Source organism: Kibdelosporangium aridum, from assembly GCF_900176515.1.
Classification (GTDB): domain Bacteria; phylum Actinomycetota; class Actinomycetes; order Mycobacteriales; family Pseudonocardiaceae; genus Kibdelosporangium; species Kibdelosporangium aridum.
Map to the genome: position 1 here is coordinate 210,080 of NZ_FWXV01000006.1, position 25,946 is coordinate 236,025.

Consider the following 25,946-nt stretch of genomic DNA (forward strand, 5'->3'; position numbering starts at 1 on the left):
CCGCAGGGTGAACGATATCGCCATCGTCGGACTCGCCTGCAGATTCCCGGGTGCGGCCAATACGGACCAGTACTGGCAGACGATTCTCCAGACGGCACGCCAGTTCCGTCCGGTTCCCCCGGACCGCTGGCGGCATGAGCTGTACTACACCCCGGACGAGAGCGGCGATCCGCTCAAGGCGTACACAGACCAGGTCTCCTTCCTCGAAAGTGTGGATCAGTTCGATCCGCTGCACTACGGCATACCGCCGCTGCGAGCGGAAGCCATGGATCCACAACACCGGCTGCTCGTCGACCTCGCCAGGGAGGCACTCCAGGACGCTGGCTGGGAACGCCGCCCCTTCGACCGATCGCGCACCGGCGTGTTCATCGGTATGAGCCAGTCCGACTACCGGGACCTGTTGACCACACGTCTACGGGCGAGGTTGCTCGCCGACGGTTCGCTGCACGCGGGACACTCCGACCCCGGCTTGTGCGCCGCGATCGAGGACGCGGCTGCCAGGGCATTCGCTCCCGCCCAGGCGTTCTCACTGCCCGGAACCCTGCTGAACATGGGCGCGTGCGCGGTCAGCTCGGCGTTCCGGCTCGGAGGGCCGTCCTTCGTCATCGATGCCGCCTGCTCGTCGGCGTTGGTCGCGCTGCAGGAGGCGGTGCACCACCTTCGGTCGGGTAGTTGCGCGGCAGCCCTCGTCGGAGGTGCCTTTCTCAACCTCACCCCAGACGCGCTGCTCGGGTTCTGTCTGGTGGGCGCGGTGTCAGCGCACGGCGTGTGCCGGCCGTTCGATGAGCGTGCGGACGGGTTCGTGCTCGGCGAGGGCGGTGCGCTTGCCGTCCTGCGGCCGCTCGATGACGCGATGCGCGACGGCGACCGGGTCTACGCGGTGATCAAGGGGGTGGGGATGTCGAATGACGCTGCGGCCGAAGGCCCGCTGACGCCGCGTGTCGAAGGCCAACTCGCCGCCCTTCGTGCCGCGTACCAGGACGCTGGAGTGCACCCCGAGACGATCGAGCTCATCGAGGCGCACGGCACCGCTACGACGGTAGGGGACCGCGTCGAGATCGAAGCTCTTCGTGCCGCGCGGACGGAAAACTCGGGCTCTGGGAGGGCACACTGCTATCTCTCCTCGGTCAAAGCGCTGATCGGACACACACTGCCCGCGGCAGGCGCCGCGGGACTGGTCAAGGTCGCGCTCGCACTGCACCGCGCGACCATCCCCCCACAGCCTGAGACAGCCCCTGGCTCGCACTTGCCGTTGGCCGAGGCGGGATTCCAAATCCCCGACCAGGCGCTCGCCTGGAACGGCCCCGCCGACCATCCGCGGCGCGCGGCGGTGAGTGCGTTCGGCTTCGGCGGCACCAACGTCCATGTCGTGCTGGAGGAGGCACCGGATCGGCGGGTTTCACGGACAGCCCGCGTCTGGAGTGCCGAGATCGGTGCGAAGCCCTGGCTCTTCGTGCTCTCGGCCGGATCGCTCCTGCTGCTTGCCGAACACGCCGCCGCGGTCCGGGAAAAGATCGCCACGAACCCTGATCTGACACCGGCGTCGGTCGCGTACACCCTCGCGACCCGTGCACCGCTGTCAATCCGCCTGACTCTCGTCGCGGCGACCCGAGACGAGTTGATCGATCGCCTGGGTACGGCGGTTGTGGCCCTGCGATCAGGGGTCAGTGGTGATCTCGGCGCCGACATCCGCGTGGCAGCGGCGCCGTCGGAGAAGGATCGGCCGAAGGTCGTGTTCCTCTACCCCGGCCAAGGGATTCAGCGAGTCGGCATGCTCGGTGACCTTCGCCGTCGTTTCCCGCCCTTCCACGAGGCGGTGGCGAGGCTCGAAGCAGGCGTCAACCGGGGTATCGGCAATTCGCTGACCAGCCTGGTCTGGCCCGCGCAGCTCGCGGACCAGAGCGCCGAGCCCGCACTGACCGACACGAGGATCTGCCAGCCCGCACTGGGTGTGCTGAGCATCGCGATGACGTCGCTGCTCGCTGGGTGTGGCGTTGACCCCGACATCGTGCTCGGCCACAGCGTGGGCGAGTTCCCGGCCGCTGTCGCCGCCGGCGCGCTGGATGCCGGGGACGCGACCGACTTCCTCGTACACCGAGGGGCGGCCATGGCCGATGTCGGCGACACAGGGCTCGGAGGCATGCTCGCCGTTCAGGCGACCGAAGAGCAGTTCGCCGAACTGGTCACCGACATCGACTGGGTTTGGCCCGGTTGCTTCAACCAGCCCGGGCAGATTGTCGCGAGCGGGACGGCTGACGCGCTCGCCCAACTTGCCGAGCGCTGCGCACTGACTGGTGTCCCGGCCATCCCGCTGCGTGTCTCGCACGCTTTCCATTCGCCCCTCGTGGCAAAGGCTGACGCGCGGGTCGCCGAGCAGTTGGCCCGGCTCCCACTGCACCAACCCGACCGCGTTTTCGTCTCCACCGTGAGCGGCCAGGTGTGCGTGGACCCAGACGAGCTGCGTAGCTGTTGGCGACGGCATTGCTCGTCGCCGGTACGGTTCGGCGCGGCCATCCGGGTGGCCGCAGAGGGCGGCAACCGTGTTTTCGTCCAGGCGTTCGGGGGGAACGGGTTGCTCGCGATGGCGCGACAGTCTGTTCCCGATCCCCTCGCCCACCACTTCGTCAGCCTGTCCGGAGCGGAGCCGGACGAGGGACGCACGTTCCTTTTGGGGCTCGGCCGACTCGCAGCGCTGGGGATTCCGGTGGATCTGCTGCCGCTGTTCGAGGAAGCCGAACGCAACTTGGTGACCCTGCCGGCCAGCCCGCTGGCCACACAGCCGTACACGATCCGCAAGGCCGAGCCGGGCCTGCCCGCACGCCGTTGTTCGCAACCGGAGGTTGGTATGAGCGATGTCGTCCAGTTTCTTCGTGACCAGCTTGACGTTCTGCGCACCGCCACAGGTGTCCGTGGCACCGCGGCTGCCGAGGTTTCCCCGTCACCCGCAGTCGTCCCGGCGGTCATGGCCAAGCCGGATCAGGACATCGCGTCACAACGCCCGCCAGGCGCTGGCTCCCCTCCCATCCCGGTCACAGCAGATCAGGACATCCGGGACAGGGTGTTCGGCGCGATCGCCAAGATCAGCGCGTACCCGTACGAGTATCTGCGGGGCGACCACGCGGTGGTCGGCGATCTCGGGTTCGACTCGATCATGCTCGCCGACCTGTTCGCCGCGTTCCAGCAACACTGGCCAGAGCTGCGGGCGGACGCGAGCGACCTGCACGCCGTCACCACCATCGATGACTTCGTGCAGGCCATCGCCACGCGGCTCGGCGCTCGGACACCGGGTGTGGCCGTGCAGCCCAGTCAGGAGCAGGTCGACCCGCCGGCGCACCGGCAGGAATTCGGCGATGGGCCGGAATTCACAGACATATCAGCATTTCCCGAGATCTTGCGGCATCAGGAGCGCTTTCGTCTCCTGACGGAGTCCGGGGTGGCCAACCCGTACTTCCTGACCCATGAAGGCACCGCGCGCGATCTCACCCAGGTCGCCGGCAAAGAGCTGATCTGCTTCTCCAGCTACAACTATCTCGGGCTTTCCGGTCATCCCGCTGTCGGCGCGGCGGCGAAACAGGCGATCGATCTGTACGGCACGTCGGTGTCCGCGGCCAGATTGCTCTCCGGGGATCGTCCGCTGCATCGTGAGCTGGACATGACGCTCGCCGATCTGCTCAAGACCGACGACGCGCTCGGACTCGTCAGCGGTCACGCCACCAATGTCACTGTGATCGGACACCTGTTCGGTCCGGGCGACCTCATTGTGCATGACGCGCTCGCCCACGACAGCATTCTCCAGGGGTGCAAGTTGTCCGGCGCGACACGTAGGCCGTTTCCGCACAACGACATCGCCGCGCTCGAGGAGCTGCTCACCCGGATCCGGAGCCAATTCCGGCGTGTGCTCATCGTTGTCGAGGGTGTCTACAGCATGGACGGCGACATCCCGGATCTGCCTGAGCTGATCCGGGTCAAGAAGAAGCACGGCGCATTGCTCATGATCGACGAAGCGCACAGCATCGGTGTCCTCGGCGCCACCGGCGGGGGCATCGGCGAGTACTTCGGGGTGGACCGCGCCGACGTGGACCTGTGGATGGGCACGCTGTCCAAGGCCTTTGCCAGCTGCGGCGGGTACATCGGTGGCAGCCACGCCGTCATCGACTACCTGAAATACACGTTGCCGGGTTTCGTCTACAGCGCCGGCATGACACCAGCCAATGCGGCGGCCAGTCTCGCCGCGATACGTCAGATGCGAGCCGAGCCCGAGCGGTTGGTCCGGCTGCACCAGCGCGCTCTGTTGTTCCACCGGCTGGCCGACCAGGCCGGTATCGACACCGGCGGCAGTGCGGGAACTCCGGTGATCCCGTGTGTCGTCGGCGACTCCCTGCGCTGTGTCCGGCTGGCCAACGCGTTGTTCGAGCGCGGTATCAGCGTTTGCCCGATTCTGTACCCGGCTGTCGACGAGGAACTGGCCCGGTTGCGGTTTTTCATCACGAGCGAGCACACACCCGAGCAGATCACGCACACGGTGGCCGTCCTCGGCGAGGAACTCGATCGCCTCGAAACAGGTCAAGTGGCGACCACGCCCTAGACCCATGGCCCGCTCAGCCTGATTGTCAGGTAGTTAGGTGAATCGAGTGGTAGACAGTACGGAGAACACTGCCGATCTTCGCCCAGCGGCGACAAAAGCGGGCCTCGCCGCCGGCCCGCCGGTCAATCGGTTGTTGCGCCTGACGCTCGCCAGGCCGAAGAGCATTCTGCTCCTGACCTTCTTCCTCGCCGTGGGCATGGGTGTGTTCGGGATCGGTGCCTTGAGCGAGCTCAAGACCGGGGGGTACGACGACCCCGGGGCCGAGTCGGTCCGCGGCCAGGAGATCCTCGCCGAGCGGTTCCCGCACGCCAATCCCAATCTGGTTCTCCTGGTCGCCAACCCCGGTGGCAGTGTGGTGGATCCGGACGTCACCGAGATCGGGCGAGATCTGACGCAACGACTCGAGGCGACGCCCGATGTCACCGTAGGAGCGTCCTATTGGGACACTCCGGTCGCTGAACTCCGTAGCCACAGCGGTGACGCCGGCCTAATCCTGGCCCGAGTCGCGGGCGACGAGGACCACGTCGCCAATGTGACGAAGCAACTGCACGACGAACTGGCCGGTTGGCACGGGCCGGTTCGGGTGCGGTTCGGCGGTTTGGCCCAGGTCGACAACGACGCCAACGCACAGGCCGCCGCCGATCTCGTCAAAGCCGAATCGGTTGCCATTCCGCTGACACTTGTCCTGCTGCTGTTCGTTTTCGGTACGGTCGTCGCGGCCGGTGTACCGCTGCTGATCGGTCTCGTGGCGATCGCCGGGGCTCTCGGCGTTCTGGGAGCGCTGGCTTACGTCGTCGATGTTTCCGTGTTCTCGGTGAACCTTGCTGCCGCGCTTGGCCTTGGGCTCGCGGTCGACTACAGCTTGCTGTTCGTCTCTCGTTACCGCGAGGAGCGCCGCCGGTACCTGAACAACACGGACGCGCTCGCGGCGACCATGCGCACGGCGGGCCGCACCATTGTGTTCTCGGCGGCGACCGTTGCGGTCGCGATGTGTTGTCTTTTGGTTTTCCAGCAGTACTTCCTGCGCTCGTTCGCCTATGCGGGTGTTGCCGTGGTCGGCGTGACCGTGGTGGGTGCCACGATTGTCCTGCCGGCGTTGTTGGTCCTCGTGGGCGACCGAATCGACTCTTTCGCGTTGCCTTGCCGGAGAATCGACCGTCAGCGGGCAACGGGCTTCTGGGGTGGCGTAGCGCGATCGGTGCTGCGCCATCCTGTCCTCACCGCGACGCCGGTGCTTGCTCTGTTCCTGGTGCTTGGCGCACCGTTCTTGCACGTCCAGTTCGGGATAGCGGACGACCGGGTGCTTCCCCGCTCGGCGGAAAGCCGGGAGGTCACCGAGCGCGTACGTGACGAGTTCGGCTCGACCGGCAACGGGTCGCTCACGGTCGTTGGTGAACACTGGGGGAGCACTGTCGACGCGAAGGAAGCCATTGCCGAGTACGGGCGACGACTGTCCCTCGTGCCGGGCGTGACCCGTGTGGACAGTGCGGCTGGCTCATTTGCCCGCGGTGACCTGGAGCAGCCGCCGATGCCGGGCGCGGAGTTGCAATTCCATTCCGGCGACGTGATGTGGTTGTCCGTCCTCAGCGGAATCGAGCCGTACTCGTCGGAGGGCGCACAACTCGCGCGTGACGTGCGGGCTGTTCCTGTGCCTGACGACCGTCACGTGCTGGTCACCGGGCAGGGCGCCCAACTCGCCGACGTGATCGAGTCGATCGCTGACCGTCTTCCGTACGCGCTCGCCCTGATCGCCCTGAGTACCTTCGTGCTCCTCTTCATGATGACGGGGAGTCTGCTGCTGCCGGTGAGCGCACTAGTGCTCAACGTGCTGGGCCTTGGTGCGGTATTCGGGGCGATGGTGTGGGTCTTCCAGGACGGGCACTTGTCCGGACTGCTCGAGTTCACCCCGACCCCGCTCGCGGTGGTGATCCCGGTGCTGCTGTTCTGCGCCGTATTTGGGATATCGACGGACTATCAGGTCTTCGTCCTGGCCAGGATCAAGGAACAGCACGACGCGGGCGCGGATCTCAAGGGGGCGGTCGTCCATGGGCAGTCGCACAGCGGACCGGTGATCGTTGCCGCTGCGGCGATCCTTTGCGTGTCCCTGCTCGCCCTACTCGCCTCGCGCGTGTCGCTCATCCAACTCCTAGGGCTCGGCGCCAGTCTCGCCGTGCTGCTGGACGCGCTTCTCATCCGGCCGGTCCTGGTAACGGCCATCATGCGGATGATGGGCAGGTGGAGCTGGTGGGCCCCCAAGCCGTTGCGCGCACTGCACAACCGGTTCGGGATGCGCGAGTGACATCCGTTCTCCGCGAAGGCACATTTGCGACAATGATCTCAATACATCATTCCCCAGTGCCAGGATATGGGTGGCTGGCCTCTTACCTCGCCCCAACCCCTGCGGCCAGAATTCCTTCATGAAGGATTGATCGCGCGGATAGGACAAACCATGCTCCCGAACACCACCACCACGAGTGACACCACCACTTTCCTCGATTTGCTGCGGGCGCAGATCCGCAATGAGTTCACCGCGTCACAGCAGTACATCGCCCTTGCCGTTTGGTTCGACGACCAGGATCTGCCCCGCCTGGGCGCATTCTTCTACCGGCAGTCCTTGGAGGAACGTGACCACGCCATGAAGATCGTGCAGTACTTCCTGGACAACGATCTTCCGGTGGCCATCCCCGGCGTCGACGAGGTCCGCAACGACTTCAAGAACGCGCACGAGCTCGTGGCCTTGGCACTGCACCAGGAGCAGGTGGTCACCGAGCAGGTCACCAGGCTCGCCAGCGCCGCCCGCGACGAGGGGGACTACGTCGGCGAGCAGTTCATGCACTGGTTCCTCTCCGAACAGGTGGAGGAAGTCGCCCGGATGAGCCGGCTGTTGCACGTCGTGGAACGCGCAGGCGAGAACCTCTTCCACGTAGAGGACTTCCTGGCCCGCGAGAGCGACAGGCTCGCGGGTCACCGAGCCGACGGTTCCACCGTTCCTCCTACCGCCGGCGGTTCAGTCAACTGAGCGCGACACGCTGCGATCTTGGATCTCGTCCACGTTCAGGGGTTCACGGGTGAGCAGCGTGCTTGTGCTTGGTAAGTCGTACGGCTGCCTCCTCAGCCGTCGCGCCGACCACGTAGGTGCCGCATCTGCCGACCGGGCACGGTAAGGCGAGCCGTGACTCCTCGGGGCGTGGAAGGCGGGGGAAGCTGTTCCGGCGCTTCGGATCGAAATCGGAACGGCCTGGACGAGCCGTCCCTGACACGGCCGTACTTCGACACCCTGTCCGGGGTAGCTGAGTGAGACAGAATCGAGTCAGTGGATCTCCCACAGGAAGGGCGAGATGGAGAGCTGACTATGGATTTATCTGCGGCGGCGTGGCGCAAGTCGTCACGAAGCGGCTCGCAGTCGGACTGCGTCGAAATTGCGATGACAGAGAATCTCTCGCGGCTGTCCGGGACAGCAAGCATCCGGAGAGTGTGCTCATCGTGGACGTGCGCATGCTCGTCAGAATGGTGCGCGTCGGCCGGTTTGACCGCTGACATACACAGAACGGCCCCCGGTAGCCATGGACACCGGGGACCGCTCGGCTGCGCCCAAAACCACGTCGACGCATCGCTCGGCTGTCCTCCCATCGACAAGTCGCTTGCCTACGATCCTGTCGAATTACTCGTCAAGTATGAAGCCGCCGACGATTTCCGGCAGCGTACCCGAGTGGCGCGTACCGGTCGGTTGCGAATACTCGCCAAATCTCGGCTCACTTTGTGGAAAGCTCATACCTGTATTGACTCATGGGTTGCAGAGGCCGGGGGTGGCTTGCTGCTTGACGAAGTCCAACGCGTTGATTCCGGTGAAGTTCACCCGGGTGAGGGAGGTCAGCTGAGGGTCGGTCGGGGTCAGCGGTTTCGCAGGTGGAGGTGACACGAATGGCGTGATAGTGGTGGGAGCGGTCCCGACGACGTCCTCGGGGACGTTCTGCCACAGGTGCAGCAGTTGGATCCCCGTGAGGTCGGGGATGGGGGTCGAAGTGGGGTAGAAGATCTGGTCGGGGGTGGTCAAGGTGTAGAAGGGGCTGGCGAGCACGTATGCCTGACCGGGCTGCAGTACTGTGCCTGCGGGGATGTCGACGACCAGGCCTTTCTTGGTGAAACCGCTGAAGGTGGCCCGTACCCGGAAGCCTCCCTGCGGCACCTTGACGTTCTCGGTGCCGCGGTTGCAGATCTCGATGAATTCCTGCTGTTCGGGATTCGGCAAACCGTTGAGGCGGGTGGCGATTTCGCTGATGTAGATGTCTTCCGGGATGAGCTGTGTCACGTTGTGCTCGCCCTGTGGCTCGGATGCGTTCGCCGCACCGGTGAGTCCGAGAATCATGCCCGCCGCGAGAACGGCGGAAATTGTATGTCTCATTGATTGCAACCTCCCTCGGGAGACTGGTCGGGATGGCGTCCGCAGAGCTTGTGGTAGTCGTAAGGCGTGGGGGAGCTCGGGTCGCCGTGGCGGCTCGAGCTCCCCACGCTTTAGTTGTTATTGGTGGTTTAGTTGTTATTGGTGGTGCTGACTCAGCAGTAGCCGGGGGTGGCTTGCTGCTTGACGAAGTCCAACGCGTTGATTCCGGTGAAGTTCACCCGGGTGAGGGAGGTCAGCTGAGGGTCGGTGGGAGTCAGCGGTTTCGCGGCCGGGGGCGACACGAATGGCGTGATAGTGGTGGGAGCGGTCCCGACGACGTCCTCGGGGACGTTCTGCCACAGGTGCAGCAGCTGGAACCCGGTGAGGTCGGGGATAGACTTCGGGGTGCTGAAGACCAGGTCGGGGGTGGTCAAGGTGTAGAAGGGGCTGGCGATCACGAACGCCTGACCGGGCTGCAGCACTGTGCCTGCGGGGATGTCGACGACCAGGCCCTGTCGTTCAGCGGCGCTGAAGGTGGCCCGTACCCGGAAACCGCCCATCGGCACCGTGAAAGCCTCGGTGCTGCGGTTGCAGATCTCGATGAATTCCTGCTGTTCGGGATTCGGCAAACCGTTGAGGCGGGTGGCGATTTCGCTGATGAAGATGTCTTCCGGGATGATCTGTGTCACGTTGTGCTGGCCCTGTGGCTCGGAGGCGTTCGCCGTGCCGCCGAGTCCGACGAGCCCGAGAACCGCAATACCCGCCGCGAGAACGGCGGAAATCGTGCGTTTCATGAAGGGAATCTCCTCAGTAGGTAACTTCAAGGAATAATGCACATGGCAACATGTGCGAGGTGCCTCGATCACGTTTCTCCAGGACATCGAGGGACCCTGTGTTAGACTTTTCCATCGGGGGGAACTTCGGGAAAGAGGCCGTTGACGCGGCCCCGGTGGCGTCGATTTTCGACCTTGTTGTTCCCCTGTTCCCCTGTTCCCCTGTATTCCACAGTCGCCCGCCGACAGGGTTCTGGCGGTCGACCGGAACCTCACCGTCCGAGCTGCGGCATCTCGTCCTGGCCACACGTTCTGCGTGCAGTGCCCGTCAAGCGCTGGGGGAGACCGCACGTTCACCACCTGCTCGACGAGGCACCACACTCACCGGCGAGTACGCCATCGCCTACGCCCTGAGCCGCAAGGCATGAACACCGACTACCGGTACAACGCGGTGGAGCTCGGGCCGCGGGTGGCCCGAGCTCCATGCGGTTCAGTTGTTGATGTACATGGCAATATGCGCGAGGTGCCTCGATCGCATGCTCAAGTCCGTCGAGGATCCCTGTGTCATCAAACCATTCCACCAGGGCCATTCTTCAAGAAAGTGGCCATTGATGCGGCCCCCGTTGTATCGGTCTGCCGTCTCGCCGGTTTTTCACATCGCCCGGTTTTCGTTCGGGCTCGTGTGGTGGCTCGGCATGCCACGGGGGCCGCTGGAGTACGGCGGCCATCAACCGGTACTTCCTGGCAATGGTCGCTGCATGCCGCAGGCTGGCCAGTGGTATTTGGAGCACGTGGCTCAGCCAGTACAGCCAATGACCCGTTGGAATACGTTTACCCCGTTCCCATCTGGATATGTCGGAGCGCGTAACCGTATCCCGTCCCGAGGCCGCGATCAACGCATCGGCGAGCTCGCGCTGGCTGAGCTTGTGCCTGTGCCGAGCCGACCTGATCAGCTCAGAGATTGACTCAGGTGGCTCTTGATCATGCACGTTCTGTTTCCTGTCCCGATTGGTTTTCCCGCTGAAGCTCTTCTCAAGCCTGGTTCATCGGCAGCAGTTGAGGTCGGCAGGACTTGCGAATGTGAAGCCCATTTCCTGGATACCGTCGACCACCTCGCCGAGGTGCGACGTGCCCAAGTACGGGTGGTAGAAGAAGCTCGCCACGCCGTCACGCACAACCGCGACACGGCGGGCGGTCGCGAGGATTTGGGCGGGCAACCGGCTGCGGTTGTCATTAGCCTGCGTCAGGTCGACGTAGCCGAGTGACTCGGGTATCACCACGGACCCATAGACATCGCGTACCAGGAACGGGAAGCTCTGGCCGTAGATCCGTGAGTAGTCGGGAGTGCCAGAACCGCAGTCGCCGTTGTGACACCACCCGGCGGCGTACTGACCATTGTCGTAGCGAGCCACGAACCGGTCGTTCACCACGGTGTAGTCGATGGCAGAGCCAGCATAGTGCGGGAATTCGAAGATCTCAGGCGTCTCGAAGCCTGCCGCCAAGAACTCCCACTTGGCCGCTCGTAGCCGGCTGGTCGCCCAGGATCGCGAGTCTTCGGGCACCGGACCGACGTAGTTCAACTCCCCCTTGTCGTCGATGCGCACCCGGTAGAACTCGAAATCATCAGCACTGACGCCGTTGTACGGATTGGGGGTGTCGCCGTACTGGTGGGTATAGCCATGCATGATCAACGTGCCGCCCTTGTCCTGCATGTACCGCAACGCCGCGACGACTTCGGGTGCATCGACCAGGGTTCTGTCCGTCGGCTTGCCGTTGTGGTACACGCCGTGTGGGTCCCGATATCGCGGATACACCGCGACCGAGAACGGCACTCGGCGGTCTGCCAGGTAGTCCGCGATCGCGCGCAACTGTGCGGGATCACCATCCGGGCCCACGTCCTCGATGCGCACGAGAGCACGCTTGCGATCCGGGGCGGTTGGGTCGGCGTGCCGCGCCAGCACGTCAGCCGCGGCGAGATAGCGGTCATCCGGTCCGGTGTACGTGAACGGCACTTCGCCGAAGTAGGTCAAGTGCTTTGAGTGCACGATCCACGGGAAGCGGTTGCCATCCGATCGGACTGCCTCCGCCACCGCGCGCGCCTTGTCGGCGTCCTCGATGTCGGCACGCACGATGCCTGAGGGAATCGCGGCACGGTCACGGGTGAAGTCCACGTCCCGGTAGCGGACCGTTGTCACCTCGGTTGTGTCGACGTGGCCTGGCCGCCAACCGAACCGGGTCGCGAAGTTCGCACTATGTTCGGCGAGACGCCAGATGTTGTCGAACATCCACGCGACCGGCGTGCCGCCTTTCAGCACATCGTCCAGGAACGCCTTCGGCAACGGTTCGTCGGGGGTGGAGCCGATGTATATCACCGAGGTATAGCCGGACATCTCACCCGCCCGGTACGAACGGACGGGATGCATGGTCCACGCGCTGTTGTGGGACACGAGGTTTCCGGCCATCACGGCGTACGACTCGCCCAGCCAGCCATACATTCCACCCGTGTCGTACAACACGAGCGTCCGCCGACGGGGATCGGCTCCCGGAGCGGATGGGTAGGTCCGTGTGCGCAGTGGGGCATCCGTGGTCGCTGGACTTGTCGTGGTGTCCTTGGGATCGGGCCGTGTCGCGGGTGGTGGGGCCGGCAGGACGGGCCACTGCCAGCCGCCTGACACATGGATCGGCTGCGGACGGTGGTTCTCTGGCGTCACGGCGATGCCGGGCGCGCTGGGGGTCGCGTTGGCCATGCCGGTGAACGTGATACTCAGCGCGACGAAGATGGCCGACAGCCGACGAACGCGACGGCGGATTGTCATAGGTACTCCTGTGATGGTGGTGATTGCGCCAGTCGTGGCTCACCCGGTTGATCACGTCCATATTGGACAGTCGGGTGTGGACCTCAGGTCAGCGGTGGCCGGCGTCGGAGAGGGACACGAACCGGTAGCCGGCGGCCGTTATGCCGTCGATGACCCGATCGAGTACCTCGGTGCCCAGATAAGGGTGGTAGAAGAAGCTCGCGATTCCGTCGTCGACCACACGAAGCGCCCGAGCGGCGGAGAGGATTTCCCCGATGCGGTGATCGAGTTCGACGGCGTCGGACCACGGCGGGATGTAGCCGAGGTTTTCCGGCACGACGACCGCGCCGTAGACGTCACGCACAAGGTACGGGAACGCCTGCGTGTACATCCCAGCCGGGTCTGCTTGCGCGATGTCGCCGCATTTGGTCGAGCACCAGCCCGGGAAGTAGGTTCCCCGGTCGTACCGGACGCCGAAGGTCTCGGTCGCGGCCTGGTATCCGGCGGCGGATGCCGTGTAATGGGGGAACTCGAACGCCTCCGGATCAGGCAGCCCGACCTGCGCCAGTTCGCCAAGGGCAAGAGCGAATCGCTCGCTCGCCCATCGCACGGAGTCGCCGGGTACGGGTCCGAGGAGCTCGACTGCCTTCTCGTCGTTCAACCGCGCTCGGTAGAACTCGAAGTCAGAGCCGCTGGCTCCGTCCCCGAACTGGTGGGTATACCCGTGCAGCACAATCGTTCCACCGCGGTCGATCATGTATCGCAGTGCCCGCACCACTTCCGGGCGGTCCACGAGCCGTAGCTCGGTCGGTGTCCCTGAGTTGGCGATCCCTTTTGGATCGCGGTAGTACGGGTAGAGGGCGATCGAGAAGGGCACGCCCCGGCTGTGGAGACGGTCCGCGATCTGCTTGAGCTGTACGGGGTCCGCTGTCGGTCCCACGTCCTCCAGCCGCACCAGCGCGCGTGCCGGCTGCGGCGGCGACTGTGAAAGTGTCGCCCGGATCAGGTCCGCGGCCGCGAGATACCTGTCCGTCGACCCCACATGGCTGAAAGGTATTTCGGCCACGTAGGTCAACGTTCCCGAGCGTACCGCCCAGGGGGTTCGGCTGTCGTCGTCATGAATGCTCTCAGCGAGAACCTTGGCTTTCGCGGTATCCAGCAGGCGGGTGCGTACGGATGCGCCCGCCTGGGAGTCACGGCTCAGTCGTACCCCTTTGTAGTCCACCCCCACGATGGCTCGCTCGGCCCAGCCGTCTGGCCGCCAGCCGGTCCTCACCGCGTATCCACTGTCACCGTCGAACAAGCGGTTGATGTCGTATCCCAGCCACAGCACGGGTGTCTGGCCCGCGCGGACATCGGCCAGGAACGCGTCTGGAAGTGGTCCGCCGTCTTCGGGCCCCACGTAGACGACTGCCGAGAAGCCCGTCATGTCGTCCGGCTGATAGTTCGCGGCCTGACGCAGTTCGAAAGCGCTGCTGTGCGAGACGAGGTTGGCGGCTTTTGTCCCATAGACCTCGCCGCTGGTGACCGGGCCGGGAGTGGAGGTGTTGTACAGCACGAGTGTTCGGCGGCCCTCAGGGGCACCAGGAGCCGGATCGCCCGGCTCGCCGGCGAGCGATGCCGAGGGCACGGGTTCCCATCTCGGTTCGGCTGACAGCAACACCGGTGCCACTGGCTTTGAGGTCATGGTCAGCACTCCGCAGATGACTGTCAGTACGCCAAGCAGCAACCGCAGCCATGCGGGTCCCCATGCGGTGCCGGTGGATGACCGCATCATTCGCCCCCCGCTGCCGCGGTCCGAAGCATCGGCGGGGCCGTCGAATCGGCACTCTTCAGGCCGAGCAGGCTGGCGATCGCGTGTTCGGTCCGGTATGCGGCGAGCCCATCGCCGAAGGGGTTGACCGGCCTGTTCTCTGGCAGTAGCGGCGGTTTGTTCAACAGCCGCGACGCGTGGTCCGCGATCGCCCGGGGATCGGTCCCGACGAGCGTCGAGCAGCCCGCCTCCACGGCTTCCATCCGCTCGGTGACGTCCCGCAGGACCAGGACCGGGACGCCGAAACTGGGAGCTTCCTCCTGTACGCCACCGGAATCGGATGCGACCAGCTGAGCTATCGAGAGCAACCGGCAGAACTCGATGTAGTTCAGTGGTGCGGTGAGGTGTACCCGGTCCACCCCGGACACTCCGGCCATGATCTGCTTGCGTACGTCGGGATTCGGATGGACTGGCAGCACGACCTCGACGTCCTTGTGGCGTTCCAGCACATTCCGCAAACCCGCCAGTATGCCTGCCAACGGCTGGCCCCAGGACTCCCGGCGGTGCACTGTGACCAGCATCAGACGGTTTTGTTTGGAGCGCACCCGGTTCTCCACCGCGGCCAGCCTGGAGTCGCTGTATGTCATGGGGCGGCCGGCGATCGAGAGCACGGCGTCAACCACGGTGTTCCCGGTCAGCACCACGTTCGGTCCGGTGATGCCCTCCGCCTGCAAGTTCTCCACGGCGCGCTTCGTCGGAGCCAGGTGCAACGAGCTGATCTGAGCGAGCAGCTTGCGATTGGCCTCTTCCGGAAACGGAGCGTGCAGGTCGTGTGATCGCAGCCCTGCCTCGATGTGCGCGACCGGCACCTTGCGCCAGAACGCGGTCAGCGCCGTGGCCAGGGCGGTCGTTGTGTCCCCCTGCACCACGACGATCGAAGGATTCCGTTGCACGAGTTGCCGGTCGAGCACTCGCACGAGTTCGCCCAGCAACTCGGGCTGGCTTCCGGTCGGGCGCTCGATGCGCAAGCGGACGTTGGGACGCAAGGCGAACGCGTCAAGGGCTTGCTCGAACATCGACTCGTGCTGGCCGCTGGCCACCAGGACAGGGCACATCCGGCCACGCGTCAGCATCGCCTCCGCCACAGGCGCCAGTTTGACCGCCTCCGGCCGGGTCCCGCCGACAAGCATTGCTTCCGGTTTGTGTGCGGCAGCGGCCATAACAGGACGGGGATTCTCCATAAGGGTGACCCCTGGCCTGCTCCGAACAGCGCAGTCCATTCTTACTCCCGCTCAGTGAATCTTGCGCGAAGTCGTCGAGAAGAGTTGCTCGAGACCGTGCAAGGAGGTTGAGTAGTAGCGGTACGTAGAGCTTGCCATGCTCTCTGAATCGACGCAGCAAGTTATCCACTCACTAAAAGGATTGTCAAGATGTCGACTGCTTTGGTCAGTCGGGTAGGAATTCCGGTCTCTCTTGGATTCGCTTTTTCGGCAGGTACTGGCGCTGTTCAAGGCGTTGGGCATGCCGTCGTCATTGTCGCGTCCTTCCTGGTCCTGCGCAGGCTATCCCTGCGGTTGCGGGCGGCGATAGGCGAATAAACCGAAAATGAACCTTCCCGCATTGATGCTCGGGCTTTTGCTCGCCTGGCCGCTCTACAATCTCGTCCTTTCTGTTCTGGGCTTGAGAACTCCTCGGCCGAGTTCGGCCATGGCGGCGGAACAATCAATTTTCTGGCTCGTGGTACCGGCGCTCAACGAAGAGTTGGTCATCGCAGGCACCGTCCGGGCACTGCTCGCTCTCGAGGCATCGGACGCCCAATTACGTGTGCTGGTGGTTGATGACGGCAGCACGGACGGGACACCGGCGGTGCTGGCCGGCATCGACGACGAACGTCTAGTCGTGTTGCGGCGCGAGCCTCCTGACGCGCGTATCGGCAAAGGACCTGCGCTCAACGCCGCGTATCGGTTGATCCGAGAGGTCGCGCAGCGAGAGGGCACCGTGGGTCGCACGGTCATCGGAGTCATCGACGCGGACGGCAGGGCCAGCCCCGGCATCGTGCCGGAGGTGAGCCGCTACCTGGCTGATCCTGCCGTCGGGGCAGTGCAGTGCCGGGTCCGTATCCGCAACCGCCACACCCGGCTCGGCCTGCTGCAGGACGTCGAGTTCGGCTGTATCGCCGACTCCGCCCAGGTGCTGCGCGATGCGATCGGCAGTGTCGGGCTGGGCGGTAACGGCCAGTTCACCAAGCTGTCCGCGTTGATGCTGTTCGGGGACTCGCCGTGGTCGTCCTGCTTGGTCGAGGACGTTGAGCTGGGGCTACGCCTGCACCGGGCGGGTATCCGAATCCGCTATGTCAGACAGGCAGACGTGTCCCAGCAGGCCGTGGTCGACGTACGCCGCCTGGTGCGGCAGCGCGGTCGTTGGGCGCAGGGAAACCTGCAGTGTCTGCGGCACGTGCCCGGTCTGCTCGGCTCACAGCGCGTCACCAGTCTCGGACTACTCGACTTCCTGCACTACCTGATCACTCCGTGGCTGGTGCCGCCGGCCTCGGTGGTCGCGCTGATCTTGCTTGGCCTGAGCGTCTACGGCCAGTTCGGCGAACTGGTCCCGACTCCGCTCGTCGCGAGCGTGGCGGATATGCCGGAGTCCTTGGCCATCGGAGTGACCGCGCTATTGCTGCCCGGGACGATCTGGGGCCTGGTGCACTGGTTGCGGCTGCGGGATGAACCGCTGGAACGCTGCCTTCTCATTTCACTGAGTTACCCGGTGTTCCTCCTGCTCGGCGCCGCCGGGAGTTGCCGGGGGATCGCCCGGCACCTCGCTCGTCGTGACGACTGGGCGAAGACCGAGCGCGTTGCTGAGAAAGCTTGACGTTCCCGCAGCTCAAGCGGGTATGCCCAGACAACAGTTCACGGTTGGAGCGCCCCGGTCGATCAGCCGGGGCTCTCCTGGCGATTGGAGTTCAGATGACCACGACCCGGCTCGCATTGCATGGCATCGCCCTGGTGGTCGGTGCCATGTTGGCCTTCGGGGTGACCAACTGCTCGGCACGTCCATCGTCCACCGGTCCGAGACTCGCCGGCTGGCTCATCACTGTCTATTACACCGCCGTCGAGAGTTATCACGTCGATCCTGCGGAATCCGTCCGCGGGTGCTCGCGACTCGAGTGTGAGCGTGGCGACTCGCCGCTGGGCGAATATCCCAAGGGCTTCGTCGACGCCGTACAGGCGGAGGGCACCGGACGTATTACGAGTGGCCCGAACGCCGGGCGTTACCTGAACTGGTCGCACAATCTCGGCTATTGGTTGGACGACGCCCCACGAGATTCTCGCGGTGAGCGGCTCGAACCATTCGTCAGTGCTGCGGCCGACCCCGATGTACTAGCAGCCGGTACGAATTTCACGATCGCGGAGTGCGGCACACTTGATTCGGGAGAAAAGCCACCCGACGAGGTGTGCGAGCGAATCCGGTCGGCTCACTGGACGGTCCGGGACGAGTTCACTCCCGGCTTGGGCGGGCCTCAGCACATCGACATCTACATCGGTGAGGAACAAGGTCCCGATTTCACAGCCAGTCCGTGGTACTTGTCACTCAAGAACGCCGTGATTGCGCTGCGTTGAGATTCTCAAGGAAGCACCTGTGGACGATCAGCGAAAGCGCCACCTGGTGCGATTGTCGCAGAAGTACCTCGTCAACCCGCCCGCCAGGCTCGCGGTCTTCCTCGGACTCGCGCCGGGGCCACACAATCATCGAGACGACCGGCCGGCGGACCGGGAAGCGCCGCTGGACCGTCGTTGGTGTTCTCCAGGACGGCCATCGCTGTGGATCGTGGCGGAGCAGGGCCGTCACTCGGACTATGTACGGAACCTGGAAGCCAATCCTTTGGTGCGGGTGTGGGTCCGGCGTGGCTGGCGGCGTGGCGAGGCCACTGTGGTTGGAATCGGACGACCCACAGGCCAGACTGGACGCGTTCGAACGGCCTTGGCACGCGAAGGCCGTTCGGCGGGCCGGTACCTCATTGCTGTCAGTGCGGATTGATCTCACCGGGCGATGACGTCGCAGCAGGACCGGCGTCGCGAGCTTTCTTCAGGCTCTGGCAATTGAGTCCACACCCTCAATCGCCGGAGTCTCCTACTGTCGAATCGTGCCGTGAATCGTGCGAAGGCCCATCACGCACACGTCGCAGAGTTCGCCGGTCTGGTGCGAGCCTTGCGCGGGGAAGCCACCGAGAGCGCGGAACGGCACCGCTTGCGCTCCGCACAAGGTCAGAGACGCCTCACCGGTCAGCGGTTCATCCAAGTGCGTCCGCCCCGGAATGATCACCACGTGGAGGATCGGCGGTTCATCCGTGCCCAGCGCCCACACCAGTTCGGACAGCTGCGGGACCCGGTCCGCGTCAGACATGCTGCTTTCCTCTCAACGTCCACAGTAGAACGTGGTGTCCGCGTCTGTCGTCGCGTCGCCTGATCGCATGCTGAACATCTGTTGCGGTCGTTGATGAGGTTGCCGTCGATCAGCACGCACACGGCGCCGCAGCGGGCGAACCACAACGGAGTGCCGTCGAACTGGATCGAAGGCGCGTCAGAATCCACAATGTGGGTCAGTTGCCGGAACACACCCGCGCCGAGCATCGTATAAGTCCCTACGCCGAGTAGATGGAGTCAGGAAGCGATCCGCCGGGTTGATCAACGCACACCGCACATCGGTGAGGTCGAGGCGGACCGGGTGGCCGCCAGGACGGCCGTCCACGGTGGCAGGTCGCGGCCGACCGTCGGCCCACTCGCCCACCGAACCACGCCGCTGTCCAACCGTGAGGGAGGCAGCGGGATGAAGGTTCCTAGCTTCTGCAAACGAACGCCGAGGTGACTCAGGGCACTCAACGTTCTTGTACTGATCGAAGTGGCGGGCCCGGTGAGGAATATCCAATCCGGGCAGTCACCGGGCAGCGCGATCACCGGGCCGGCGAGCATCTGCTGGGACAACAGCGACTGAGTCTCGACGCCGAGCTCAGCCCGCATGACGATGGCGTTCACGTTCTCCGAAACGGCGAGTACGAGACGCCTGGTTGCGGGATCGACGCCGGTCGGCCAGCCGTAGAGATGCTGGTAAGCCATGGCCCTTGCCGCTGCACCGTCCAGAAGGGACGCTTGTTCGTCGAGGCGAGAGACACTGCCAGGCACAGTGAGACACCTTCCTCGTCTTCTCCTTCGCTGGCGTCGTTTCTCGTCAGCGGTTACCGGTGGAAAACCGGCTGCGGTGGAACCCGGCGGGGGACAGGAGGCAGCGAGTCCCACCGCGGCCGGTACCGGACGGCTCGACGGAGTACGTCACGCCGTCCGGTGGTTTTCGAGTGCCGATTTCGAGGGCATGTCAGCCTGGATGTTCGTCTGCGTCCGGCCCAGACCGAGCCCGCGTGCGCCGACTGTCTCCAATGCCAGACGTAGTACGGGATCTGGCGGGCGCCCACGCGGACGTCGGTGCGCCGCAGTGGTTTCAGTGCTGGAGTGTCTGGTGAGACGGTTGGCGATCGCACGCGACGCGACATCTATGCCGACCGTGCCGACCGTGCCGACCGTGCCGACGATGAAGTAGTCGAGCACGATCTAATCCCGTCGCTGGGGCTGGGATGCGGTGAGGCCAGGGACCCGCGCCAACCCAGCCTCACCGCGGCTGGGATGCCGGGCGGCGACAGACAACACCCGAGGGGAGGAGACGCCGCTGTGCCGCCCGGCCGCATCGGTGCCTGCCCTAGCGGGGAACGGAATCCCGGCACCGGAGGTTTTTCCATACTTGCGTGTGTTGGTCGCTTTTCGAATCGCCGTGTGCAGCTGGCGAGCCTGCGCCGTCGTGAAGTAGGCGATCTCGCCGTGCGGTAGCGTCAACGCGATCATTCCGTCGATACTTGTCACTCTCACGGAGCAGCGTCGTCCGACAGCGTCTCGACAATTGGCCGCCCACTCGATCCGAATCATCTTGCACTCTTTCGTGCTTACGTGCGATGTGAATGTCAATTCGAAGGCAACAGAACACGGCCCTCCGAGAGTTCGCCCCGGATGACGCAACATCGTGAACTTCTGCGCCTCCGGCCACTGTCCGGCCGGTCGTTTGATGTCGTCGTACAGTGTGGCTTGGAATGTACGGCGCTGTACATCGCCCATGGGTGTTGTCGAAGCATTAGCCTGACTGGCCCTATCGCAAGTCAGCACGTCTGGTGGAAGCTCCGCAGCGGCGAGAGGAGTGACCAGGTGACATCCGACTACAGCCCCACTGTCCGGCGCAGGCGGCTCGACGCCGAACTGCGGCGCCATCGGGAGATGACTGGTAAGAAGATCGAGGAAGTCGCCGAATACCTTGGTTGCAAGTACCCGAAGATATCTCGCATCGAGAATGGACATGGCTCCATCAGTCCTGGCGATGTCCGTCTGATGTTGGATTTCTATGGAGTGTATGGTCCTGAAGCCGAACGCCTGATCCAGCTCGCGAAGGATTCTCGCGTGAAGGGCTGGTGGCACGGCTATGGTGATGTACTACGGGAATGGCTCGCGACCTACGTCGGGTTGGAGGCGGAAGCCTCCGCGAGTCATGTGTACGAGGGTGAGGTGGTTACCGGACTCCTACAGACACGGGAATATGCTCGGGCGGTCACGCTGGCGACCGTGAACGGAATGTCAGCGGACGGAGTCGACCGGCGGGTGACGCTGAGGATGAAGCGTCAGGACAGGCTGCACGACGAGCGGCCGATCGAATTGTGGGCAGTGCACAGTGAGGCGGCTCTGAGACGTCCGGTGGGTGGTAATGTCGTGATGCGGAATCAGCTTCGTCACCTCATGGAACTCGCGGAGCTGCCGCATGTAAACATGCAGGTGCTGCCCATTTCCGTAGGCGAGCATCCGGCGATGACCGGCCCTTTTACGATCCTCAAGTTTCGTGAGGATGCCGACCCTGACGTCGTCTATCTCGACACCCCGGTCGGCGGTCTCTACCTGGAGAAGGACAACGAAATCACGGACTACACGCGCATATTTGACCAGCTTCGGAGGCTGGCGACGGATCCGGAGGTCACCATCAGTTTCATCCACAAGATCGCCAAGGAGTTGTAGTTGATCAGTCAAGAAATCGTGATACCGAAGGACACGATCTGGCGAAAGGCCAGCCGTAGCGTTGGTGAAGGCGCCTGCGTCGAGGTCGGCCCGTTTCCTGGTCATACCGCGACGCGGGATTCCAAGAACGCCTCCGGCCCCGTGCTGGTGTTCGGCGAGGGCGAGTGGACCGTGTTTCTCGAGTCCGTGAAGTGCGGTCTCCTCAGCTAGTTGTCATGTCAATCCTCCGGGGCGTTCTCGAGCCGCGGAGATAAGCGTTGCCCGGCGCGGGGACAGGACCCGCTCCGACGCGCGCAGGCGCCGGGCACCACAACACCGCTCACCGTCTATTGCTCGTATGCCACCACCGGCGGGCATGCGCTGGTCGGGACCCGGATCTATCTGCCCGAGGACCGACTTGCCGATGTGGCCCGCCGGGACGCGGCCGGCGTCCCCGAGGATGTGACGTTTCGGGCCAAACCCCAACTGGCCCAAGACATTCTCACCGGCATGATCGCTGATGACACCATGCCGCCATGGGTCGCGGGTGACGAGGTCTGCGGCCGCTCAGGTCCCTTACGGAAGTTCTTGCAGGACAACGGGATCGGGTACGTGATGGGGTCGGGTGCGCCTTCCGGGCTGAGCTGGTCCGGCCGGCGGATGCGCGCCGACGCCGTCGTGGCCACTCACCTGACCAGCCGCAAGCATCAGCGGCGGTGGGCGGATCTGCTCGGTGACCGGGTCCAAAGGTGAGCGCGCCTCCGCGTGGGCCTGGCTGACCACCACCAGCCCCGGCACTTCCTGCTGATCCACAAACACCTGCACACCCGCGAGCTGGTCTTCCACTATGCCTACGTGCCACCCGGGCAGCCGGTCACGCTGATGGCCCTGGTGCGGGGCGCCTGCCTGCGCTGGCCGGTCGAGGAGGACTTCGAGTTCGGCAAAGACCACTTCGGACTCGACCACTCCCAGGTCCGCCTGCACACCGCCCTGGCCCGGCGCATCGTGCTCACCCTAGCCGCGCTCGCCGTCACCGTCGCTCAGGCCAGAACCCGCGCATCCGCCCCTGATTCTGCCCGCCACCCCCGACGTCCAGCCGCCCGGGGATCGCGGTCTGATTGCCCTGACCGTCGCCGAGGTCAAACGCCTGGGTTAACCTCGTCATCCGCCACCTGCAAGCCGAAACCCATCACCTGCACTGGGTCTGGTGGCGACGACGCCACCAAGCCCGCGCCCGCTGGTTCCATTACCGCGCCCGGCTCCGCCGCCACATGGCCACTGCATGACGAGATCCGCGACTGCCGCTCCGGTGTCGCGGCGATTGGGGTGGCACAAGAGTTCCAGCGAGTCTGGACCGCCTACGAGCGGCAGAGCCCGACCGGGGCGGTGCAGTGGTGGTTCACCAAGGCCGACCGGCGGGTGAGCTGTTACTACTTTTACTTGTGGGACATCGACTTCGGTCCGGCGTTCGTCAAGGGGTGTACCTACTTTCCTTATCCGGCCAAGGTGTGGCTCAACGGACACGAGTGGGCCAAATGTCAGGCCGAGCGGGCCGGGATCGGCTTTACCGAGCTGTCCAACGGGTTCGCGGCAACCGACGATCCGGTGGTACTGCAAGCGATCTGTGACCGGCTCGGCCCCGGCGTGATCAACGTCTTCCTCCAACGCTGGTTCTCGCGGCTGCCGCTGCCGTTCACCAACAAATCGGGATGCCGGCTACTGGTGGGAGACCTCGATGCGACAGATCGAGATCTCCCGCACGATCGTGTTCGACGCACCCCGCCATGCCCGCGGGTTCTTCGAGGCGCTCATCGTGGACAATCTCGACCTTGGCCGCCCGCACAATGTGGAAATCATCTTCAACCGCCGCATCCGGCGCGACACCCAGGGGACCTTCCGCACCGATCGATCGCCGCGACAACGGCAGGGTGCTGGTCAACGTGTTCTACAAGCACTCTCGCACCAAGCAACACCTGAAAGACGGCCGGGCGATGCGCATCGAGACCGTCATCAACGCACCCCGGGATCTGGGCTGCAACGCCCGCCTGCCCAACCTCGACGAACTCTCGGCGAAGGCTCGTGCATGCAACCAGCGGATCCTGCATGCTGAACGTGTCGGCCAGGGCTGTGTCCTTGCGAGTCCAGCCTTTGAGCGGATCGCGCACCCCACCGTGGATGGGCGGGGCGGAGGACCCCGGCCCTGAGGTTCGGCGATCCTCGGGTCATGGCCCTGACCGGCGCACTCTGCCAGACGCTGCTCGCCGCAACCGGCTTCACCAACAAGAACCTCCGTGTCTTGATCGCCGGGCTGCTCGGCAGCGACTACCGCCCCGGACAGATGACCTACGACCTGCGCCGGCTACGCCTGGCCGGACTCATCCGCCGCCTGCCACACACCAACCGCTACGTCATCACCGACGACGGCATCCGCATCGCCGTCTTCTACACCAAGATCTACAACCGGCTGCTCATTCCACTTACCGCCGCCGACCAACCCCAAGCCCCGCTCGAATTACGCCAGGCCCTGCGCACACTTGATCGCCATGTCGACGGCTACGCCGATCGCGCCCGGCTCACACCCGCCGCCTGAAACTTGACACAGATGTGAAGAAGCCTGCGACCAAAGATCGCTAGCCTGGTTTCTGTACGGAGGCCATGAAAATGGCCGCCTGTGCCCGTCGAGCCGAGAATGCATACTGAGATTTATCCAGCATCTTCTCTCGCGAACGATGATGCTTCAACTGAACCCAAACGCCGCCACTTGTCGAAAGGCAATCGCGATGAGTAAATGATCCCGTGTCGCGCACTTGTTCTGATCGCCATGTCAACCAATTGTCGAGATCAACGGGCGTGGTTCATGGGGCTGCTGGCGTGGCCGACGGCTTCCGGAAAGTGACCGACATCTGGCGGCCACTACACCGTTGTGGTGTACGACGGGCGTGGCTTTCCGCAGCCGGCTAGACGGGCCGCGGTACTGCGAGCGCCGACTGCAGACCGACGCCGACGACGTCCGCTGCCTGATCGAGCACCTGAGCGGTGAGCCGGCGACCATCTACGGCGCCAGCTCTGGAGGAGCTCAGTCCTGGACCTGCTCGCCCGCCACCCATCCGTGGTGCGCACCATCGTTGCGTTCGAGCCGCCGGCCGTGCGTCGACTGCCCGACGGGTTGGACATGGGGACTTCTTCCACGAGGTCACGACCTCTATCGCCGCTCTGGCATCGAACCGGCAGTCAATAAGTTCCGCACGTACGCCCGCACGGACGTCGCCCGGCAGGTCATGGGCCGTGCCCCCGAGAACGAGGCGAACGCCGCCTACTCGTTCGAGCACGAGCTACGCCGGTATCCGGCCGTCGACCTTGATCTTGATGCGCTGATAGCGCGTGCCGACCGGATCGTGCCGCGGTCGGCCGGAACGCTCCAGAACAGAAAGCGAGTATCAGCCGTATGGCAGTAGTCATGACCGGAGCCACCGGATTTCTCGGGCTCCACCTGCTTCAGAGACATCTGACAGCTGGCCGTCGGGTAATCGTGCTCGCCCACGTGAATTCCCCGCCCGCTTGGGAACGCATCGAGTACTTCCTGGCGAACGCCGGAACGGAGAATGTGCCGCCTGCCTTGGTACGCAAGCTCGTCGACGTCGTTGAGGTCGACATCGCTGAGGACCGGATGGGGCTGTCACGGAAGCAGCACCAGCGCCTTGCGCTCTCCGCCGAGGAGCTGTGGCATGTCGCCGCCTCCGTCACTCTGCACCGAGATGACGCGGCGGTGTGGCGTACCAATGTGGTTGGCACAGAACAACTGCTGCGGCTTGCCTCATCGACCGCGCCGCACGTACCGGTGCGCCACGTCAGCACGGCATTTGTCGCAGGACGCACCCCGCACCTCGTCACCGAGGACGACAGCCTGCACGTCATCGAATTCGAGAACACCTATGAGAAGTCCAAGCACACCGCAGAGGGCCTGGTGCGCGACTGGACCCGGTTGACAGGGCGATCGACACTCGTGCTGCGCCCGAGCATTCTGGTGCCGGGCGCGCAGTGGGCATCGGGACTGCCCACGCACACCCTGGAAACGCTGCACCACTCCGTGGCCGTCGTGACAGCGAGGGCTAAACGGTCCACACCGCGGCTGGTGGTGCGGTTCGCCGGAGACCCCAGGGCCGGGATCAATCTGCTCCAAGTGGACTGGGCCGCCGAGGCCATGATGCGGTTGGCGGCGCTGCCGCACCGGTCTGGTACCCACATCTTCCATGTGACGCATCCGAATGACGTACCAATCCTGACCATCGCCGCCGCGTTCGAGGAGCTGAGCCCGGTCCGGATCAGGATCACCCCCGCGCAGCCCGCCGAACCCACGCGCCCGGAGCGGGTACTGTACCGGCGCGTCGCGGGCTTCCTCCCCTACCTTCACCACCGCAGAAGCTTCTCCGGAACACGTCTGGCCCAGGCACTGCCCCAACTGGCGCCGCCCGCACCGATCGACCGCGGATACCTGGAGCGAGCCCTCGGCGTCTGGGCTGCCAACCAGTCGCCCGCCCGCGGGCTGGGGCACTCCGCATGACTCCGCGCAGCGCAACCGA

At 64.7% G+C, this 25,946-nt stretch carries 22 protein-coding genes and 2 pseudogenes; 14 read left to right on the forward strand and 10 right to left on the reverse strand.

Annotated elements, in window-relative coordinates:
* Positions 1 to 7 precede the first annotated feature (7 nt).
* The 4 genes and pseudogenes from B9C43_RS31540 to B9C43_RS58745 all read left to right on the forward strand — a co-directional run.
* The gene (locus B9C43_RS31540; RefSeq protein WP_084430527.1) at positions 8 to 4,585 is read left to right on the forward strand and encodes a type I polyketide synthase; all 4,578 of its coding nucleotides are present in this window, start codon (positions 8 to 10) and stop codon (positions 4,583 to 4,585) included.
* A gap of 46 nt (positions 4,586 to 4,631) precedes the next feature.
* Entirely contained in the window at positions 4,632 to 6,884 is a 2,253-nt protein-coding gene (locus B9C43_RS31545) for an MMPL family transporter (protein WP_084430528.1), read from the forward strand.
* A 150-nt stretch (positions 6,885 to 7,034) separates the two neighbouring features.
* Complete coding sequence (locus tag B9C43_RS31550) at positions 7,035 to 7,604, forward strand: ferritin (RefSeq protein ID WP_084430529.1); 570 nt, start codon at positions 7,035 to 7,037, stop codon at positions 7,602 to 7,604.
* A 333-nt stretch (positions 7,605 to 7,937) separates the two neighbouring features.
* Positions 7,938 to 8,015 (forward strand): annotated as a pseudogene (locus B9C43_RS58745) (DUF397 domain-containing protein); the annotation flags it as partial.
* A gap of 354 nt (positions 8,016 to 8,369) precedes the next feature.
* Here the strand turns inward: B9C43_RS58745 and B9C43_RS55845 are convergent.
* From B9C43_RS55845 to wecB, 6 genes are all read right to left on the reverse strand, one after another.
* The gene (locus B9C43_RS55845) at positions 8,370 to 8,987 is read right to left on the reverse strand and encodes a lamin tail domain-containing protein (RefSeq protein ID WP_143446730.1); all 618 of its coding nucleotides are present in this window, start codon (positions 8,985 to 8,987) and stop codon (positions 8,370 to 8,372) included.
* 152 nt (positions 8,988 to 9,139) lie between these two features.
* Positions 9,140 to 9,760 (reverse strand): lamin tail domain-containing protein, encoded by a 621-nt coding sequence (locus B9C43_RS31565; protein ID WP_084430532.1) that lies wholly within the window; start codon positions 9,758 to 9,760, stop codon positions 9,140 to 9,142.
* Between the two features lie 572 nt (positions 9,761 to 10,332).
* Positions 10,333 to 10,728: a helix-turn-helix domain-containing protein gene (locus tag B9C43_RS31570; RefSeq protein WP_084430533.1), complete on the reverse strand. Its 396-nt coding sequence runs from the start codon at positions 10,726 to 10,728 to the stop codon at positions 10,333 to 10,335.
* Positions 10,729 to 10,782: 54 nt separating this feature from the next.
* On the reverse strand, positions 10,783 to 12,555 hold the full coding sequence (locus B9C43_RS31575) for a DUF2334 domain-containing protein (RefSeq protein ID WP_235038960.1): 1,773 nt from the start codon (positions 12,553 to 12,555) through the stop codon (positions 10,783 to 10,785).
* A gap of 88 nt (positions 12,556 to 12,643) precedes the next feature.
* A complete protein-coding gene (locus tag B9C43_RS31580; protein WP_084430534.1) occupies positions 12,644 to 14,311 on the reverse strand; it encodes a DUF2334 domain-containing protein in 1,668 nt (555 codons plus the stop codon).
* Positions 14,308 to 15,528, reverse strand: coding sequence for a non-hydrolyzing UDP-N-acetylglucosamine 2-epimerase (gene wecB, locus B9C43_RS31585; RefSeq protein ID WP_235038961.1), 1,221 nt, complete (start codon positions 15,526 to 15,528; stop codon positions 14,308 to 14,310). The genes B9C43_RS31580 and wecB overlap by 4 nt, the downstream gene beginning before the upstream one ends.
* Before the next feature lie 496 nt (positions 15,529 to 16,024).
* Here wecB and B9C43_RS31590 point away from each other — a divergent pair, with 496 nt between their 5' ends.
* The 3 genes from B9C43_RS31590 (at position 16,025) to B9C43_RS60205 (ending at position 18,325) form a co-directional block, all read left to right on the forward strand.
* Positions 16,025 to 17,158, forward strand: a complete 1,134-nt coding sequence (locus B9C43_RS31590) for a glycosyltransferase (protein WP_235038962.1) — start codon at positions 16,025 to 16,027, stop codon at positions 17,156 to 17,158.
* 95 nt (positions 17,159 to 17,253) lie between these two features.
* On the forward strand, positions 17,254 to 17,907 hold the full coding sequence (locus tag B9C43_RS31595) for an RlpA-like double-psi beta-barrel domain-containing protein (protein WP_084430536.1): 654 nt from the start codon (positions 17,254 to 17,256) through the stop codon (positions 17,905 to 17,907).
* 208 nt (positions 17,908 to 18,115) lie between these two features.
* Positions 18,116 to 18,325 (forward strand): nitroreductase/quinone reductase family protein, encoded by a 210-nt coding sequence (locus tag B9C43_RS60205; protein ID WP_407657141.1) that lies wholly within the window; start codon positions 18,116 to 18,118, stop codon positions 18,323 to 18,325.
* A gap of 93 nt (positions 18,326 to 18,418) precedes the next feature.
* On the opposite strand, the gene B9C43_RS31605 is transcribed toward B9C43_RS60205, so the two are convergent.
* From B9C43_RS31605 to B9C43_RS55850, 4 genes are all read right to left on the reverse strand, one after another.
* Positions 18,419 to 18,691 carry a hypothetical protein gene (locus B9C43_RS31605; RefSeq protein ID WP_033388819.1) on the reverse strand — a complete coding sequence of 91 codons (273 nt, stop codon included), beginning with the start codon at positions 18,689 to 18,691 and terminating at the stop codon, positions 18,419 to 18,421.
* Positions 18,692 to 18,972: 281 nt separating this feature from the next.
* A complete protein-coding gene (locus B9C43_RS31610; protein WP_143446732.1) occupies positions 18,973 to 19,467 on the reverse strand; it encodes a bifunctional DNA primase/polymerase in 495 nt (164 codons plus the stop codon).
* Positions 19,468 to 19,614: 147 nt separating this feature from the next.
* Positions 19,615 to 19,887: a hypothetical protein gene (locus tag B9C43_RS31615; protein WP_084430537.1), complete on the reverse strand. Its 273-nt coding sequence runs from the start codon at positions 19,885 to 19,887 to the stop codon at positions 19,615 to 19,617.
* Between the two features lie 3 nt (positions 19,888 to 19,890).
* The gene (locus B9C43_RS55850) at positions 19,891 to 20,202 is read right to left on the reverse strand and encodes a hypothetical protein (RefSeq protein WP_143446733.1); all 312 of its coding nucleotides are present in this window, start codon (positions 20,200 to 20,202) and stop codon (positions 19,891 to 19,893) included.
* A 330-nt stretch (positions 20,203 to 20,532) separates the two neighbouring features.
* Here B9C43_RS55850 and B9C43_RS31620 point away from each other — a divergent pair, with 330 nt between their 5' ends.
* From B9C43_RS31620 to B9C43_RS31650, 7 genes and pseudogenes are all read left to right on the forward strand, one after another.
* A complete protein-coding gene (locus tag B9C43_RS31620) occupies positions 20,533 to 21,387 on the forward strand; it encodes a helix-turn-helix domain-containing protein (protein WP_084430538.1) in 855 nt (284 codons plus the stop codon).
* Positions 21,388 to 21,597 (forward strand): DUF397 domain-containing protein, encoded by a 210-nt coding sequence (locus B9C43_RS31625; RefSeq protein WP_327223656.1) that lies wholly within the window; start codon positions 21,388 to 21,390, stop codon positions 21,595 to 21,597.
* A 111-nt stretch (positions 21,598 to 21,708) separates the two neighbouring features.
* A pseudogene (locus B9C43_RS60460) lies at positions 21,709 to 22,652 on the forward strand (transposase); the annotation flags it as partial.
* A gap of 543 nt (positions 22,653 to 23,195) precedes the next feature.
* Positions 23,196 to 23,570, forward strand: a complete 375-nt coding sequence (locus B9C43_RS57690) for a hypothetical protein (RefSeq protein WP_200825780.1) — start codon at positions 23,196 to 23,198, stop codon at positions 23,568 to 23,570.
* 20 nt (positions 23,571 to 23,590) lie between these two features.
* Positions 23,591 to 23,956, forward strand: a complete 366-nt coding sequence (locus tag B9C43_RS57695; RefSeq protein ID WP_051896834.1) for a hypothetical protein — start codon at positions 23,591 to 23,593, stop codon at positions 23,954 to 23,956.
* Positions 23,957 to 24,305: 349 nt separating this feature from the next.
* Positions 24,306 to 24,821: a hypothetical protein gene (locus B9C43_RS31645; RefSeq protein WP_084430540.1), complete on the forward strand. Its 516-nt coding sequence runs from the start codon at positions 24,306 to 24,308 to the stop codon at positions 24,819 to 24,821.
* A gap of 2 nt (positions 24,822 to 24,823) precedes the next feature.
* On the forward strand, positions 24,824 to 25,927 hold the full coding sequence (locus B9C43_RS31650; protein ID WP_235039002.1) for an SDR family oxidoreductase: 1,104 nt from the start codon (positions 24,824 to 24,826) through the stop codon (positions 25,925 to 25,927).
* Positions 25,928 to 25,946: the final 19 nt, after the last annotated feature.